This is a genomic window from Sphaerospermopsis kisseleviana CS-549 (genome assembly GCF_028329225.1).
In the GTDB taxonomy this organism is placed as follows: domain Bacteria; phylum Cyanobacteriota; class Cyanobacteriia; order Cyanobacteriales; family Nostocaceae; genus Sphaerospermopsis; species Sphaerospermopsis kisseleviana.
Map to the genome: position 1 here is coordinate 23,295 of NZ_JAQMTI010000109.1, position 17,671 is coordinate 40,965.

At 37.8% G+C, this 17,671-nt stretch carries 15 protein-coding genes; 7 read left to right on the forward strand and 8 right to left on the reverse strand.

From position 1 onward, the window contains the following. The first annotated feature begins 83 nt into the window (after positions 1–83). On the forward strand, positions 84–293 hold the full coding sequence (locus PN497_RS09585) for a hypothetical protein (RefSeq protein ID WP_096572584.1): 210 nt from the start codon (positions 84–86) through the stop codon (positions 291–293). 314 nt (positions 294–607) lie between these two features. Here PN497_RS09585 and PN497_RS09590 read toward each other — a convergent pair whose 3' ends face one another. The 4 genes from PN497_RS09590 to PN497_RS09605 form a co-directional block, all read right to left on the reverse strand. Continuing rightward, complete coding sequence (locus PN497_RS09590) at positions 608–3,229, reverse strand: chloride channel protein (RefSeq protein ID WP_272110006.1); 2,622 nt, start codon at positions 3,227–3,229, stop codon at positions 608–610. A gap of 201 nt (positions 3,230–3,430) precedes the next feature. Further along, positions 3,431–4,744 (reverse strand): TldD/PmbA family protein, encoded by a 1,314-nt coding sequence (locus PN497_RS09595; RefSeq protein ID WP_096566013.1) that lies wholly within the window; start codon positions 4,742–4,744, stop codon positions 3,431–3,433. Positions 4,745–4,933: 189 nt separating this feature from the next. Then, a complete protein-coding gene (locus PN497_RS09600; protein WP_096566015.1) occupies positions 4,934–5,794 on the reverse strand; it encodes a Tab2/Atab2 family RNA-binding protein in 861 nt (286 codons plus the stop codon). Between the two features lie 74 nt (positions 5,795–5,868). Next, positions 5,869–6,756: an alpha/beta hydrolase gene (locus PN497_RS09605; protein WP_096566017.1), complete on the reverse strand. Its 888-nt coding sequence runs from the start codon at positions 6,754–6,756 to the stop codon at positions 5,869–5,871. 128 nt (positions 6,757–6,884) lie between these two features. Here PN497_RS09605 and PN497_RS09610 point away from each other — a divergent pair, with 128 nt between their 5' ends. Continuing rightward, the gene (locus PN497_RS09610; protein ID WP_096566019.1) at positions 6,885–7,808 is read left to right on the forward strand and encodes a lysophospholipid acyltransferase family protein; all 924 of its coding nucleotides are present in this window, start codon (positions 6,885–6,887) and stop codon (positions 7,806–7,808) included. 110 nt (positions 7,809–7,918) lie between these two features. Then, positions 7,919–8,983 carry a DUF6765 family protein gene (locus tag PN497_RS09615; RefSeq protein ID WP_096566021.1) on the forward strand — a complete coding sequence of 355 codons (1,065 nt, stop codon included), beginning with the start codon at positions 7,919–7,921 and terminating at the stop codon, positions 8,981–8,983. A gap of 263 nt (positions 8,984–9,246) precedes the next feature. Here PN497_RS09615 and PN497_RS09620 read toward each other — a convergent pair whose 3' ends face one another. Next, the gene (locus PN497_RS09620; RefSeq protein WP_096566023.1) at positions 9,247–10,713 is read right to left on the reverse strand and encodes a hypothetical protein; all 1,467 of its coding nucleotides are present in this window, start codon (positions 10,711–10,713) and stop codon (positions 9,247–9,249) included. A 234-nt stretch (positions 10,714–10,947) separates the two neighbouring features. Here PN497_RS09620 and PN497_RS09625 point away from each other — a divergent pair, with 234 nt between their 5' ends. After that, complete coding sequence (locus tag PN497_RS09625) at positions 10,948–14,145, forward strand: alpha-mannosidase (RefSeq protein ID WP_096566026.1); 3,198 nt, start codon at positions 10,948–10,950, stop codon at positions 14,143–14,145. Positions 14,146–14,312: 167 nt separating this feature from the next. On the opposite strand, the gene PN497_RS09630 is transcribed toward PN497_RS09625, so the two are convergent. The 3 genes from PN497_RS09630 to psbN form a co-directional block, all read right to left on the reverse strand. Beyond that, positions 14,313–14,804: a hypothetical protein gene (locus PN497_RS09630; protein WP_096566028.1), complete on the reverse strand. Its 492-nt coding sequence runs from the start codon at positions 14,802–14,804 to the stop codon at positions 14,313–14,315. Between the two features lie 10 nt (positions 14,805–14,814). After that, on the reverse strand, positions 14,815–15,648 hold the full coding sequence (locus PN497_RS09635; RefSeq protein WP_096566030.1) for an AAA family ATPase: 834 nt from the start codon (positions 15,646–15,648) through the stop codon (positions 14,815–14,817). Positions 15,649–15,740: 92 nt separating this feature from the next. Next, entirely contained in the window at positions 15,741–15,878 is a 138-nt protein-coding gene (psbN, locus tag PN497_RS09640; protein WP_096566031.1) for a photosystem II reaction center protein PsbN, read from the reverse strand. A gap of 234 nt (positions 15,879–16,112) precedes the next feature. Here psbN and psbH point away from each other — a divergent pair, with 234 nt between their 5' ends. From psbH to pth, 3 genes are all read left to right on the forward strand, one after another. After that, positions 16,113–16,316, forward strand: a complete 204-nt coding sequence (psbH, locus tag PN497_RS09645; RefSeq protein WP_096566033.1) for a photosystem II reaction center phosphoprotein PsbH — start codon at positions 16,113–16,115, stop codon at positions 16,314–16,316. 195 nt (positions 16,317–16,511) lie between these two features. Further along, positions 16,512–16,763 (forward strand): TatA/E family twin arginine-targeting protein translocase, encoded by a 252-nt coding sequence (locus PN497_RS09650; protein ID WP_096566035.1) that lies wholly within the window; start codon positions 16,512–16,514, stop codon positions 16,761–16,763. A gap of 81 nt (positions 16,764–16,844) precedes the next feature. Beyond that, a complete protein-coding gene (gene pth / locus PN497_RS09655) occupies positions 16,845–17,477 on the forward strand; it encodes an aminoacyl-tRNA hydrolase (RefSeq protein ID WP_096566037.1) in 633 nt (210 codons plus the stop codon). Positions 17,478–17,671: the final 194 nt, after the last annotated feature.

Here is a 17,671-nt window from a genome sequence, read left to right on the forward strand (position 1 = left end):
AAGTCTATAATCAATTCTTATTCCTCCTATAGGTTGAATCTATGGATTTCAACCATGAGGCTGTTAGTTCAGGATTGGGTAAAATGCCTTTGTTTTTTCTGATTCCATTATTTACTGGGTTAATTACTGGTTACTTTTGGAACAAACATAATGATGAAGTTGCTTATATTTCAGGTGTATTGACGGCTGTAACGCTGATTCTGAGCCTGATTGTTGCACCTTGGCAAATTCAGTTAAGTTTGTTAGTTTTTGTACTGTTATTTTCTAACAAGTTGTTGAAGAAATATTATTAAACGGTTTGTGGTAAAACAGTAGCAATGCGACTCTACACACTCCAAGAGTGTACATGGCGTTGCTACGTGGTTTCATCCATTTGAAATGCGTTGGTTATATTTCGTTCTAAAATCATGATCTAGTTACCAATTACCAATCACCAATCACCTATTACCAATCCAATACTGTTCGGTTAAGAGTTTTTGTAGGTTGGGTTAAGCGATAGCGCAACCCAACAAAAGCTTATAAATGTTGGGTTTTGTTCCTCTAGTTACCAATCACCAATCACCAATCACCAATCACCAATTACCAATCACCAATTACCAATCACCTATTATGAATTAATTTCTCCTCTCACTAAAATTACTGTACTATCAACACCAGAAGCAATATTTTCAGGAATATTACCGTGAATTGCTTGTTGTAATAAACCCTCACGAGAAGCACCCAAAACTACAACATCAAAATCTTCTTTCTTGACTAAATTAATTACCCCTTCGGTAACAGAATCAGCTTCTATAGGTGTTGCAAAAACATTACTATGTAAATTGCGGTGTCGGATTAACTGACGAGTATATTCTTCTAAAAATTGCAGATTTGGTTTTAATTCCGATGGTTTAAATACTTGAGTGAGGCGAATTTCTGGCTCATTTCCTAATGTGACTAAAGCTGGTAATAATTTAATGGCTATAGGTGCATTTGGTCCCCCTGCCATTGGTACTAACCAACGGTTAAAATGGGGAGGTTCTGAATAATTGCCTAACTTCACAACAACTACATCACAGGTAGCTTGACGAATTATAGTGTCAACAACAGTACCAAAAATACGGCCGGGGGTAGAAGTATTTCCTTTCCAACCCATGAACATTAAATCTATATGACGTTCTTTGATTGTTTCTAAAATTGCTTGCCCAACATCATGGGCAACTCGTATTTGTGTATGAATAGGAATGTGCAATTTTTTGGCTAAAGCTTCCGCGTGTCTGAGTAAGCGACGACTTCTTGTAGTTCTGACTTCTGTTTCTGATGGGGAACTGTTACGGGATACTAAAATAATTTGTAAACACTCTAATTCATAATGGCGATCGCGGGCAATAGTAGCAGCCATTTGTAATAAAGTTTCTGCTGTATCTGGGTTAGCAAGTGTAACTAATAATCTACCTCTACCAATATTAGGCGATCGCGTTTGGTACACTACATAAGATGGTTCTGGTTGTGGTCCAGTCATACCATTTTTACAGTTCAGACGATCTGCTTCTGCTCTAATAATATCTGCACGAGTAATAATACCAATCAATTTTTGTTTTTCTACCACTGGTAAACGACTAATTTGATAACGATCCAGTAAATACAGTACATCACTCAAAGTTTGTGTCGGCTTAACTGTGATTGGTTTTGGTGTCATGATTTCCCTTAAAACTGTATGCCGGAAGGGGTAAATATTTTGTATATCTGATTGAGTAATAATTCCCACTAATTGATTTTTTTCTACCACTGGAAAACCCCGATGATGAGAACGAGAAAAGGCTTGAATTGATTCTTCTATAGACATTTCTGCCTCTAGAGTTTCTACCCGTTGCTGCATTACATCCTTGGCTGTTAATTCAGTTAATACCCCTTCAATTGGAGCATTTTTTTGCAATTTTATCCCATTCAATAGTAAAAGTTTTTCATACAGTGAACCAGGTAAAACTTGATCGGCAACTAAATAAGAAGTGACAGAAACAATCATCAAAGGTAATACAAGATTGAAATCTGTCGTCATTTCAAAAATAATCACAATAGCTGTAATTGGAACTTTAGAAACGGCGCTAAAAAAGCCCCCCATTCCTGCTAAAGCGTAGGTAGTAGGAGAACCAAAACCCCACAGTTGAAACTCACAAACTCCAACTATATGACCTAAACAAGAACCTAAAATTAAACTGGGTGCAAATAATCCCCCTGGAGCGCCAGAACCAAAGGCAATTAATGTTAAAATAAATTGAGTAATAAAAGTGATAATTGCTAACAAAAGATTCGGTTGACTGGCAATCATATACTCCCGCAAACCAGCATTATCACGATAATATTCCGGGAGTAAAGCCACAATTAAACCCGAAATCAAGCCAGCTAAAGCCACTCTTAAAGACAAGCTAATGTGTAATCTCCGATAAGTTTTAATACTGAATATTAAACCGTGATTAAATACAGCACCTAGCAACCCTGCCAACACACCCAACAATAAAAATATAGGAATTTCTTGCAGGGAAAATTGGCTAGAATAGTCCATTAATTCTAGGTTTAGTTGCAAACTTCCACCACCTAATAACCGGGAAATTACACCACCGATAAAACAGGCAATAATGGCAGTTCCTAAAGTTAGTCCTGATAAATCTTGGAGTAACTCTTCAATAATAAATAATACCCCAGCAATAGGGGCATTAAAAGCAGCGGATAAACCAGCACCCGCACCTGCGGCGATCATTTGGCGGCGATGTTCTGGGGAAGTGGGAAAAGTGCGACTCATTCCGGCCGCTAAACCTGCACCTACTTGGACCGTGGGACCTTGTCTTCCTAATGTGATCCCCGAACCCAAGGCAATGATAGCACTGAGTAACTTAATTAATGCCACTCGCCAGGATAACTTAATAGGAACATTGGCAAGACTAGCTTTAACTTGAGGAATACCACTACCAGCGGCTTCTGGTGCTAACCTTTGTACCAACCAACCTGCTAAAAAGCCAAAACTCATCCCAATTAAAGGTAAAGTTAGCCAAGCTGGTAAAAGTTGGGTACTGTGAACTCGCCATGTTCCCAACCAACCTGAACCTTGTTTAAGTAATACTGCTGATAAAGCCGCAATAATTCCTATGACACAAGCTTCAATATTGGCATAGCCCATTGAAGATATTGCTAAACTTTTTTTGGACTGCCACAAGTTGCGAAAACGCTGGGTTAGTATGTCCGGGAAAATCATAATTTAAAATTTAAAATTCAACATTCAAAATTGAAAAATAACCTCCATAAATCATAATTCTCTATAATTGGTGATTGGTGATTGGTGATTGGTGATTGGTGATTGGTGATTGGTGATTGGTGATTGGTAAAATTATTAGCTATTCTCTCTTACCTTCTTACTGTCACCTGTCACCTGTCAACTGTCACCTGTCTCCTGAAATCAACTATTTTTCCCAGTTGTAGAAAGTCCTTCCACTATCAAAGATGGAGTATAACAAGAACCATTCCAATCTGCATCCCCACCGAGTTTAACTATTTTTTTGAGGGCTGTGTAAACATTGCCGGCGACCATTGTATCTTTAACTCTACCAATTATTTGACCTTTTTTTACCAAATATCCCAAATCAATATTGATAGAAAAATCACCAGAAATTCCTCCTCCTCCTCCTAGCATTTGATCGACTATTAAACCTTCATCCATATCTTGAATTAATTCTTGTAACGTTGCTTTACCAGGTTGGATGAGAAAGTTAAATAAACCAGGGGTGGGATAACTACCCAAACCAGGGCGAAAACCATTACCAGTGCTACCAATACCTAATTGTCTGCCAATAGTGCGATCGCTATAAAAATTGCGTAAAATTCCGTTTTCGATAAATATCAAAGACTTGGTAGGATTGCCTTCATCATCAAAAGGACAACTGTAAGGACCTGCTTGGGGGTTTTGGTAAAGGGTGAGAGAGGGTGCAACAACAGGTAGACCCTTTTTTTCTGCCCAAGGAGAAGCTTTTTCCAAGACTTGCTTACCATTTAATGCCGCTTGCACAGTTCCCCAAAGCATATCCGCAGCTTTGGAAGTAAATAAAACTGGAAACCGACCGCTAGGGGTAGAAACGTTTTCTTTTGCCCAATTTAATCGCTGTAAAATTTGATTCGCCACTCTAGCGGGTTCAAGTTCACTTCGTTGGGTTTGTCCATCAGCAACACTGAGAAAATCATCACCTCTGACCCATTCTGCGGACATATAGCAACTGAGAGTAGTATCAGTATAGTGACAATCCAAACCTTTGCTATTGATTAAACGAGTATTTTCTACATCACATTCCCAATCACTATTACAGAGAACATCAGGATAGAATTCACGCACGATAGCGATCGCATTTTTGCCCCAGTCTATCAGTTTGTCCACTGGAACAGCTTCCCCCAAATCAGGGTAATATTTTTCAGAATTACGACTGAGTTCTACAGGTTCAGGGTGATTTAACTGACTGAGAACTAAAGCTCGTTCTACCATCCCTTGAGGATCTACAGAACCGTAAGCCACAGTCAGTCCTGGACGACCGTTTCGCCATAGCCGCAATGCTGTACCTTCAGATTGACTGGTTTCTAGTTGTTTTAAGCGGTTGGCCTCAAAAAACACAGGACGAGAAAGCGATCGGGACTGATACACTTCCGCAGCCTCTGCGCCAGATTTTAAAGCCAGTTCTAGCAACTGTTCCGCTAGTGTATCTTGTGACAATTTTGCAGAACCCATTTCCCTTGATTAATTGTGGATTTTGGATTTTGAACCCCAGATAGACCAGTCCATTATCCCATCAGCGTGCATCAACAGTTATTATTTTTGGGTAATTGGGGCATGGGGCATTGGATTATTAACCTCCCCCTGCTCCCTGCTCCCTGCTCCCCTGCCTATTTAATGTCACCAGTCACCAGTCCCCAGTCCCTACAGATTCACCTCTTGTAACAGCCAAAAACCAGCAAAAGATTGAGCTTGGGGATCGGACTGGACACCGATAAAATGCACTCCATTGGCTTGTTGTTTGGCTGCTTCAAAACCTTGTGCTTCTTTGAGCAGTTGAGGAGTTCTGATATTGGCCAAAATCCAACTTTCTGTTGCACCGGTTTCTAAAATCAGCCTGTCTCCTTGACTGGTATCAAATCGCAGATAAGCTAACTCTAAACCTGACATCCACCCAGCGATAGGTAAAGCTCTAGGTGAAAAAATCAAAATCCCCGGAATGCGAGTTTCTGGGGGTAATTGTGCCAATTCTAGGGGAAAAGCTTCACCAAAGCCAATTTCCCATTCTGGCATATCTGCAAAATCTCCGGCTTCTAAACTCACAAATGCCCATTGTTTGCCTTCCAACGCATCCGGTAAACGCTGGGGTAAGGGTCTTTCTAAGCGTACAGAAGGATTTGTACCGCCTTGATATCCTGGTTCTTGGGGATAAACTTCCTCCATTCGCTGTTGTATCCATTGATTGAGAATCAATGCTTTCCGACTAGGTAAGGCAGGAATACCTATATCTTGACAGGCTTTTGTAATCATATTATTCATTTGCCGACGGAAAAAGCGGATTTTAATTGGTGCTTTTCCCGCTTTCTTGATCGCTTCTTGTAACGCTGTCCGCAACCAAACTGAATTTACTTGGGTACTAGGGCAATATTGAGCATAGCGAAACAAGGAATCTGTTTTAGTGCGTACATCAGTAGGACTTTCACACACTAAGACTTCCCAAACTTTTTTTTGATTTGCGTCCAATATCGGACGAGAGTAAAAATCGAGTTCCCAAATACTGCCCATGTTATACGATGAAATCTGGCGAGTTGATGTTTTGTTGTCTTTCCACTCTACCAATCTACAGCCGCAATGAACGATCATTCATTACTCATCATCGGCTCTAATTGTCGCACTTGTGCTGGTAAATGTTGTTCCATCCAATTACTCAAATCAGCTAGAAATTCACGATAATTAAGATCACAATGTAAATCGTGATATGCTCCCGGATATTCAATACGCAACTTATCTGCACAAGTTACTCGTTGATAAAAAATTTCACTCCCCTCTGGAAAAACTACTCTGTCAGCACCACCATGTAAAATTAATAAAGGTGCTTTCCATTCATGGGCGTGGGCATTGATCCAAGCTAATGTAGTAAAGAACTCTGTGGAAAACCGGGCTGTTGCACGGGTATGGCGTAAGGTATCTTGAGTGTAGGTAGCTACAATTTTCGGATCTCTTGAACCTGCGGTGGTGTCGAGTCCAGTATTTAAGGAAAAACGCGGCCACAAGCGCGAAAGCATTTTTCCCAACAGTACAAGCACTGGTGATACTCCTACTTCTCCAATACTAGGTGCAACTGCAATCACTCCCTGTAATGCAGATATCTCTTCTGGATGGCGCAAAGCATATTCTAAAACTATCATTCCCCCCATGCTATGTCCAAATAAAAAAATGGGAATTTGTGGTTGTTGCTGTTGCATCATTTTTAAGAATGTTCGCACGTCATTACGAAACTCAGACCAAGTATTAATGTAACCTCTTTGACCTGGTGATTGTCCATGACCACGCAAATCTAAGCCATAAACAGCATATTGCTGAGGTAACAAATGTTCAATTATATTTTTGTAAAGTCCGCTGTGTCCTCCGAGTCCATGTACTAATGCTAATATCCCCCTGATTTTACCCCCTGGATTCCAGTTTTGATAATACAGATCAATTCCCCCAACACCTTTAAATGTGCCTACGCTGTGGTAAATAGTCATGATTAGTTTTTTACCTAATTTCCCAGCAACTTTTTAGCCTATCAACGTACATTGTAGGGAAAATATCTTCTAACTGTGGGAGGATTACAGAAATTTTGGTGATTGGGTTGTTACAGTATGTTGTAAAGATGGAAAATAATAACGAGTCTGATAATTTACCGCTTTTGACTGAGAACGCTATTAAACGGGTTTGGGAAGGTGTGGCGGCGGCGAGCGATCGCTCTATTCGAGATACTATTGATACTACTCTCAATCAGTTATCTGCTATTGATCAGGAAAATACAGAACCGCGAGTTAATGCCAATATCAGACGTTGGGTGTTGCGATCGCTCATTCATTGCTTTTTCCGTGTCCGTGTGGAAAACATCAAAAATATACCGCAGACATCAGCTATTTTAGCTGCTAATCATCTCCATCATTTTGATCCCTTGATTTTACTCGCAGAAATACCGACTCAATCGTATTATTATATTCTTGGTGATGCCCGCACTCTCTATAATAAATGGTGGAAACGCCTGATTTTAGGTTTTGCAGGTGGTGTTATTCCTTTGGAACGCATTTGGGGAGAAGAACAGGCTGTTATTGCTGCTGCTGAAGCGGGAAGGGATGATTTAAAGGAACTGGCAGAAGTTATTAAAAGTACCGTTAATCCTGGTGGAAATATCCAAACAGTCCGCCGCATAGACCGCATTGTTTCGGCAATTTTAGCCCGTGGGGATGGGTTGATGATTTTTCCCGAAGGTAGACTGGGAAATGCTGAGGGTCGTTTGCATCCCCTAAAACGGGGAACTGTAATTTATGCGTTGCGGGCTGGAGTGCCAATTGTACCCATAGCATTAATCGGCACTCATGATTTATTTTGGAGAAAAAAGTTAACAATTCGGGTAGGTGAACCTTTGTATTTTCCTGCAACTTCTCGGCCAAAGCGTCAGGAAATAGATGTAGCTTTGGAAACTTTGGAACAAGCAATAAGGGATTTGTTACCTACAGATTATCATGAACCGGAGGGGATAAAGTTGTTACAAGGTTTTTTGAATCGGATGTTGTGGTAAGAGGATTTTTTTCTTATTTTCTCACGCAGAGAGGAAGAAAAAGGAAATAAGCACCCAAATTGTTATAGTCTATTCCTAAATTTAAAAATCCTTAACCGAAGTTATTTAAAATGCAAATAGACTTTCACCACGGTGTTACCTACGTAGTGGCACGACTGGCGGGTTTTAACCACGAAGATGCTAGTATTGTTGCTTACTGCGCCCAATATGTAGATGATGCGATTAATGCCGGTATGATTAGATTTGATAATGGGGCAATGTTTACCCGCATCAGTTCCGCCCATAAGATGTTAGATTATCGCAACTTTCAAGAATTAGCAAATTATCATGTGTGGATACCTTTTCATTTTTTACCAGGAAATGGGGGTAAAAAAGCAGGTGAGAACCCGGAAGGAAAGTTTATTGAAAAGTTAATTTGTCGTCCTAATAGTGATGTTGCACAGCAGATGGTAAGGGAGTGTATTCAATGTCGTCAAACTGCTTATAGTTTACATCGTTTAGGGATTACAATGCACGTTTATGTTGATACTTGGGCGCATCAAGGTTTTGCAGGTGTTAACCATCGAGTTAATGAAGCGAAAAAATTACTTGATGAAAATGACAAACCTGATAAAAATTTGATGGATAGATTGAAAAATTATTTTGTTAGTGAAGCTTTACCTTTAGGACATGGTGCGGTTTTAAGTCATCCTGATAAACCTTATTTACGTTGGGGTTATATAAATGGTAGAGGTGAGAAAATTAGACGCAATAATCCTGAAGATTTTTTAGAAGCTGCTGATAATATGTGTAAGGCTATGCAGCGTTATTTATTAGGTGATGCTGATGCCATTGTACCAGGTTTACCGGAAGCAGATAAAAGTTTAATTGCTTGGATGTTAGAAAATATTAAAGATAAAAATGGTCATGCACGTCATCACAAATGGTTAGATGCTATTTCTCAAGGTAAATTTAGTTTTGGAGATGCTAATGTAGACTATATTCCTAAAGGTCAAGGGTCTTGGAAATATCAAGCTTTACGAACTGAAAAAGCAGTTGATAAGGATAATGAAATTTTCCCATATCATCCTAGTTTTTTAGTCAGTAATTGGAAATTATTTCACGACGCTTTACAAGCACATCAATTTTATATTATTCATGATTTATTACCTAAATATGGAATTTGTGTAGCTTAATTTAGGTGAATTTTAGACCCCAAATTCTGGTTGTATATTGTGAAAAATTCGGGAATATTTGCATTTTAAAATATGGATTAAATTAATATTCCAACTAACCAACAGCAAAATTTGTATAGGGTCGAATTTTGGGATGACGGAAACCAAGTACAATTAATTTGATAATCTTGTTCTTGATTAAAATCTGTCCTAGTTCTATTGTAAACAATTATGGTAGATATCACGTCTTGACATACTCAATTTATTGGATAATGTTGAAAAAACTAACCTTGCAACAATCCTTTAAAGAAATAAATCATGTTCATAAAAATCATTTCTATCCACAGCATGACGTGATCCAACCATGCTAAAATTTGCTCTAATGGGTGTTTTTCATACCCGATAAATGTAGCGGTTGTCTCTATCCAGTCGGGTTTTAATTTATGTTGTTTTTGTTGTTGTTTTTGTTGTTGTTTTTCCGCTTCTCTTTCATTTGCAAAACTAGATTCAGGTGTTGATGATACAGTGTTTTTGTTTTTAAAAACCTTTCTTCCCACTGTATTTAATACTTCTTGATTTTTGTCTTCTGTGGTGTTAGATGTGATTTCTAAATTACCAAATAAATCACCCCAAGTCAACCAAGAATCTCCGTTGAAATCAGATGTTTGAATTTGGCGACTATCAATAAATCTGTTAACGGTTTGGTTGGGAATTTCATGAAATTTATAGTCTTTTTCATCTTCCCTGAGTTGGGGAATTTTTCTACCTCCAAAAAAGTAATTAATTGCTGATTCTATTAAAGCGGGAATATTCAAACTTTGCTGTTCGCTGGTTAAATTATCAGCATTTACAGAAATTTCTCCCCTAGCTTCTACCTGTTCTTTCCCATAAATAAAGATATATAATTGAGTTTTGGCAACTTTAATAATTCCCTGACTTTGTTGTTTTACAGGCACAATTGCTTTAGCTTCTAATTTGGCTAAGGCTGTATCTAAAAATGCTAAAATTTTACCAGGATAAGATTTGATTTCTAGGGTGTTTTGATTTTCGGGAACATTTGTTATACTAGAATCTGAACTATTAGTTAATTTGTTTAAAATCCGGTCAATTTCTGGTAATAAATTCTGCTCTTTTTGGGCTGCTACTAATTGTAAAACTTGGGAATATTCAGCAATTTCTTGATTAATTGTCTCATTTAATTTTCTTTGTTGGGATATTGTCAAAACATCAAAAACTTTGTTATTGTCGCTGACAAGTACCAAATTTCTATTTTCTAACTTGACGGCAATTCCCTGTACAGTGGGGATATGATGCTGTAAAGTATTTTCTGATGGTAATTTCGGCGCTTGTTGAGTTTGCAACCACCCAAAACTATGAGTGATTTTTTCCCAGGTTTTACCTAAGAAACCTGAAGATTTGACATTTTGTAAAGTTTCTGATTCAGCAGCGGCAGCAGATGGTAAATTTTTAACTAATTCTATGACGTTCTGAATAGGCGTGTCTGCTGGTGGGGGAGTATAAGATTTTAAGTATGTTTGGGTGGTCTTAGCTGAAGTTTGTAATTTCTTTCCTGGTTGTTTATCAGGCTGCAATGCTTGATACAATGGATAAAGTAACGCCTCTACACTCCATTTTGTAGCAACTTGTAAGTTACGGATGGTACTTTCTAATTTTTGACTCAACCGCCGAGATTGCTGATTGAAGAAGTTAAATACTTTACTTTGATAAGGACGAGATGAACTAGAGGACATGATATCAATATAATTAGGCTGTAATTAGGCTGAGTTTTGATTAATTTTGCCGATTCCTGTGAAATGTGATTGCTCGTAAAATGTGATTGAGATTTAGTTAGTGATATAATCATAACTGAAAATAAATTCAGATGAGTTTAATTTTGACAATCTCAATTTATGTTTAAGTTCTGAGCGTGGTTTTCTCTTGTGAATTTTCATTGTTGATTTTCTCTAACTTTTCATTTTACTCCTATGGATACTATATCTATATCAAAGACTGTTGAAAATTTACGCTCTTTATGTCAAATTAATATCCTTTCTTCTTGGGTTTATCAGCAAGGTAATTTAGAAGTTAATGAGTTAGAAGTTAATGAGGTAGTAAATTCTGATCTGTCTGAATGGCAATCTGTTAAGATAAATCAGAAAAATCAGGTTGTTTGGGATGGGGGAAAACAGGTTCTTTGGTTAGCGCAAAGGTTCACTGTTCCTGAAAGTTTGCAAGGTTATCCTTTATCTGGTTTGTCTTTGCGGTTGTCTTTGCTTTGGTGGGCTGATGCGGTTGAGGTTTATGTTAATGGTAATCTGGTTTTAATTGGGGATTTATTTGATTGTTCCCCACGGGTGCTTTTAAGTCAAGGGGTAAAACCGGGTGATGCGTTTTTTGTTTGTTTGCGGTTGGTGAGTCCTGGTCATTGTGATGGTGCTTTGGTGCGATCGCTTTTAATTTTTGAGTCTTTGGGTTACAATGATGTAGATCCGGGTATTGTGGCTGATGAGTTGGCTATTACTCATGTTCTTTTGGAAAGGTTTTCACCGCAGGGTTTAGCTGGTTTGGTTGCGGGGGTTGATGAGGTAAGGAACCGCAAAGGCGCAAAGAACGCAGAGGAAGAGAGGGAAGAAGAAGATTGGAAGAATGTTGTTTTTAACCTACGTCAGCTTTTACTTCAATCCAAAATCCAAAATCTAAAATCTAAAATATATTTGTTGGGTCATGCTCATTTAGATTTAGCATGGTTATGGCCTGTTTCAGAAACTTGGAACGCTGCACAAAATACTTTTGAGTCGGTTTTAAGGTTACAATCAGATTTTTCTGAGTTGATATTCTGTCATTCTACTCCTGCTCTGTATGCTTGGGTTGAGGAAAATCGTCCTCTGTTATTTCGGGAGATTCAAAATCAGGTAAAATCTGGAAGGTGGGAGGTTTTGGGGGGTTTCTGGGTTGAACCAGATTTAAATTTGATCTCTGGTGAGTCTATTGTTAGACAATTATTATATGGTCAGCGTTATTTTTTGCAGAAGTTTGGAAAAATATCTCCCATAGTTTGGGTCCCTGATACTTTTGGTTTTTGTGCAACTTTACCACAGTTTTTGGTAAATGCAGGGGTTGAGTTTTTTGTTACTCAAAAGCTACGCTGGAATGATACTACTAAATTTGATTATGGTTTATTTTGGTGGCGATCGCCAGATGGTAGTCAAATATTAAGTTATATGTCTGCTCTCATCGGGGAAACTATTGATCCGGTTAAGATGACTCAATATCTGTGTGAGTGGCAAACTCAAACGGGTTTAAATGATGCGCTTTGGCTTCCTGGTGTCGGTGATCATGGTGGTGGTCCTACTCGTGATATGCTAGAAGTAGCACGACGCTGGGAACATTCCCCCATTTTACCCAAGTTGCAATTTTCCACCGCCGAAAATTATCTACAACATATAAAATCGGAATCAGAAAATCTTCCTGAAAATTTACCAATATGGGAAGATGAGTTATATTTGGAATTTCATCGCGGATGTTATACGACTCACGCAGATCAAAAACGGTACAATCGTAAATCTGAACATCTATTATATCAAGCTGAGTTATTCGCAACTCTGGCAACTTCTATATATGGTTGTGAATATCCGAAAATGGAAATAGAAACTTCTTGGAAAAAAGTTCTGTTTAACCAGTTTCACGATATTTTACCCGGTTCTTCTATTACCCAAGTTTATCACGATGCGTTACCGGAGTGGGAAGAAGTTCAACAAGTGGGAAATAAAATATTAGATGATGCTTTAAGGGCGATCGCATCTCACATTACTTTACCACAACCACCCGAACCTAATACTATTCCTATAATAATTTTTAACTCTCTCAACTGGGAGCGATCGGAAGTTATACATATTATAATGAACCGCAAAGAACGCAAAGAACGCGAAGTCAAGAGTGTTTCAGAGGGTTCTTTTGTTAGTTCCCATATTTTTAGTTTAGAAGATCAGAGTTGGAAAGTTTACGATGTTCAAGGAAATGAAGTTATCACCCAACAAACCGCAAATTCTTTATTATTTTTCGCAACTGTCCCATCTATAGGATATCAAATATATTGGCTTTCTCCCACATCGGAAAAATCAAACATCGTAAAAAATGAACTTCCGAAAAATTGGACTTTAGAAAATGAATATCTCCAAGTAAAAATTAACCCCCAAACCGGAGATATAGACAGCATTTTTGATAAAAACCAACAACGGGAAATATTAAACGGTGCAGGAAACCAACTCCAAGCATTTCAAGACAGTGGACAATATTGGGACGCTTGGAACATTGACCCCAATTATAGCACCAAACCCCTAAACCCAAGCGAATTACTATCAATTCAATGGTTAGAACATGGAGAAATTCAACAGAATTTACAAGTGATTCGTAAAATCGGTAAATCTGAATTTACCCAAAATTACATCTTACAAAAAAATACCCCAATTCTTAAAATTAAGAATACTGTAAATTGGCAAGAAAATCAAGTATTAGTTAAAACCAGCTTCCCTTTAAATTTTACCACCGAAACTGCAACTTATGAAATCCCCTGTGGAGTCATTAACCGCCCCACCAACCCCCAAACCCCCGCGGAACAAGCAAAATGGGAAGTACCCGCTTTACAATGGGCGGATTTAACCACAGAAACAGATAGCGGAAAATACGGTTTTAGCTTACTCAATAATTGTAAATATGGATACGATGTAAAACCAAATCAAATCCGTCTGACATTATTAAGAAGTCCCAACTGGCCAGACCCAGAAACAGATAGAGGAATACACGAATTTACCTATAGTTTATATCCTCATCTTGGCAGTTGGCAAGAAGCGGAAACAGTGAAAAAAGGATATGAATTAAATATACCATTAAATGTGTTGATAAATCCAGAAATCAAAAAATCTGCATCTGGTATTTTACCGAATCAAAGTTTTCTCAAATTAGCAGATAATAATTTAATTATCACAGCTTTTAAAGTCAGTGAAGATGATAGTAAAAAAATCATTTTGCGTTTTTATGAATGTCATGGAGAAACAGCAGAGTTAGGTTTAGAAAGTGCATATTTTAGGTTAGGGGAAGCGGTTGATTTATTGGAGAGGAAGGTAAATGAGGAAGTTGGAAAAATCGCACCTTGGAAAATTGGAAGTTTTGAAATTAGTGTCTGAATCAGGATTTTCAGGATGGTAATTTTTAGATGGTTTGTTTGTGTTTAAAGTTGTATTTGTCTGAATCAGGATATCCATGATTAAAGGATTTACAGGATATAATTTTTAAATGGTTTACATTATTCAAAAACCATTCATGATTTTATAGTGTAATCTCAGTATATACTTTACGTTCTGCTTTTATTTTCCTGGCTGGAAATAAAATTGAAAATATAATCATAAAACTCCCGAAATAAAGGACATTTCTTTTGTACTGTATCAGGTTGTATTCCTAATAACAGTAAAGGAGTGTGATAACCTTTAGAAAATCGTGTCACACTACTATCAAATTCGGACAAAGTGCTGGACTCTACTAATGCTTCTGATAGTTTATCTTGACAACAATCTCTGTCATTATCATATTGACTAAAAGATTCAGGGGTATCAAAGGGAATATTTTTTTGGGTACTTAACCACCAACGCATTTTTTCATGTCTACCGCGAAAATCTGAACTCTTAGCTATGGTATTATCCCAATCAGCAATAATCCAAGATTCTATTTCCGGTGCAGCAAAACCAACAAACTTTGGTATTTCTTCGGTGTCAGGTATTTCAGAGATTACTGCTAAAAATCTTTCCCTTTGTTCAAGGTGATTTCGACAATCTAAATCATCAAACACTAAAATGAGATCACATTATAGCTTGATTAATGCTATCTTCAAAGTCAATATTTTCTTGAATTAGATTATCTAAAACCAAAGGTAAATTATCCCCAGAAGCAGATAAATAAATATCACTTCCTCCTATTTTTGGTTCTGAAGTTCTGATTTGGTTCAAGTCCATATTATTGGCGTTATAAAATTGCCATTTAGCAATAAATTCTACTAAATCTCTTCTAATTTGATAAGCGGGTGTATTTTCCGGTGAATAATGACTATATTCAAGCAAACTGGGAAGAATAGACAAACCCAAAGAATTAGTAGGTATGTTATTTAACCTTTCAAACCGTGATGTAGAATTTTGTCTTGATGAATCATAAACTGAAACAACCCCTTTACCAACTTCTTGATCATGAAATTTATAATAATAAAAAGGTTGTGATTCCGATTTGCTTAAACTTTGACCACTGAATAAAAACTCTTGTGAAATAATTACTTTATGTTTATCTCTGTCCACAAAAAGGTTGATAGTTAACATTGTGCTTTTTTCAGGCTGTGTATCATTTTGTGATTTTTGAGAAAAACAATATCTAAAATTAATTACAGCAGGACTTTCTACACGATTATCTAAAATTCTATCAGCCCCAATTTTGGTAACAGCATCTTCAAAACTACTCACACCCCGACTTTCATCAGGAATAGTAGTTAAACAGTCCTTTAAAAATTTTAAACAACTAATAAAATTACTCTTACCTGAACCATTAGAACCGATAAAAATATTCAAATTATCTAACTCTACAGGATGCGGTAAAGACAGATTTTTATAATTCTTATTTTCAATAAACTGTAAAATAGGTTGATTCATAAATGTTTAGCTATATAGATAAGTCGGGGATCTTAATTTTAACTTCCCCAAGGGTGGGCATAGCCCACCATTATACCAAACTAATCACGCTTTTAATCTTCGTGATCCTCAAAAGGATCAGCTAATTCCCTGCTTGGTGGACCAAAGGATGTGTAAATTGCCATACCAGTAATAGCAATCAGGATGGCAGAAAAAGAAACACCAAGCACTAAACCAGGTTCTAAGTCCATAAATTTAGATTTATATTATGAGCGTTATCTTCTAGAGTATTACAAAACTTAACGTAAATACTATATTCTCCATTCATTAAAGTCAGGTAAACCGCCCTACCCTGATAGTGGTATTATCGTCATAGTCAGAATCATCCCAAACGTAAGGTTAAAATCCTGCTGAAATATTGCAGCACCCTACAGAGGGGAATAAAAAAAATAAAAAAAGTTTTGGCAACTGATCTTAGGTGAACTATGGCACAACGGACTAAATTGGGAGATATCCTCAGACCCTTAAACGCTGAATATGGTAAAGTATCCCCCGGTTGGGGAACAACACCTTTAATGGGTGTTTTTATGGGTTTGTTTTTCGTATTCTTGCTCATTATTCTGCAAGTTTACAACAAGTCTCTGTTAATTCAAGACGTACTTGTTGATTGGCGCAGTTTAGGCGGCTAATTGCTACACAGCTATTATAACTTGGATACAAGTTAATATAGACCCGGCCTGTCCGGGTTTTTCAGTTAATAGGGAACAGAGAACTCTTAACAGGGAACGGATAAAGAATTTTTCTCCCAGTCCCCAGCCCCCAGTCCCCAGTCCCCAGTCCCCAGTCACCTGATATATTTGAAGATGAGCTAAAGGAAAAAAATAATGAATATATTTGGTATTGGTTTGCCAGAAATGGCTGTAATTATGGTAGTAGCTTTATTAATCTTTGGTCCTAAGAAACTACCAGAAATCGGTCGTAGTTTGGGTAAAACCATTCGCAGTTTCCAAGATGCTTCTAATGAGTTTCAAAGCGAATTTAAGAAAGAAGCGGAAAAACTAGACCAACCTGTAAAAACCACTGCTGAACTCGAACCTAAACAAATAGAATCTACTAAACAGGATAATTCTGTCTAAAATTCTCCAAATTACAGATTTATCCCGTAAATTCATCCAAAATCCAAAATCCAAAATCCAAAATCTAAAATCCCAAATCGGATGACAGAAGCTGTTAAGCAACCTGCTTTGGTTATTCCCCAGTTAATAGTCGGGTTGGGGAATCCAGAGCCTAAGTATGATCAAACACGCCATAATATTGGTTTTGCGGCTATTGATGCTCTTGCCCACGCTTGGCAATTTTCTTTAACCGAAAATCGTAAGTTTCAAGGACATTTTGCAGAAGGTTTAGCACCTGGAGGCGGTAAAATTCGGCTTTTAAAACCGCTAACTTACATGAACCGTTCCGGGCAATCAGTCCAAGCGGTAACAAGTTGGTATAAAATACCTCCTGAATCTGTGTTAGTCATTTATGATGATATGGATTTACCGTTAGGAAAAACTCGCCTGCGTTTATCTGGTTCAGCAGGTGGACATAATGGGATGAAGAGTATTATTTCCCATTTAAATAGTCAAAACTTCCCCCGCTTACGCATCGGTATTGGTAAACCCAAAGGTGCAGCAAATGAGGATAATGCTGACACGGTTTCTCATGTTTTGGGAAAGTTCTCTGCTACAGAATCAAAATTAATGAATGTGGTTTTAGACTTTGTGGTTGAGTGTGCAGAACTCACCTTAAAGCAAGGTGTAGAAAAAGCCATGAACCGTTGTAATAGCTGGAGTGCTGAGGGATAGGAGTTAGAAGAAGGAGTTCAGGAGTCAGGAGTCAGGAGTCAGGAGTCAGGAGATCAAGGAGTCAGGAGTCAGGAGTCAGGAGTCAGAAGGTAAATATTTCTCCCCAGTCACCAGTCACCAGTCACCAGTCACCAGTCACCAGTCCCCAGTCACCAGTCACCAGTCCCCAGTCACCAGTCACCAGTCACCAGTCC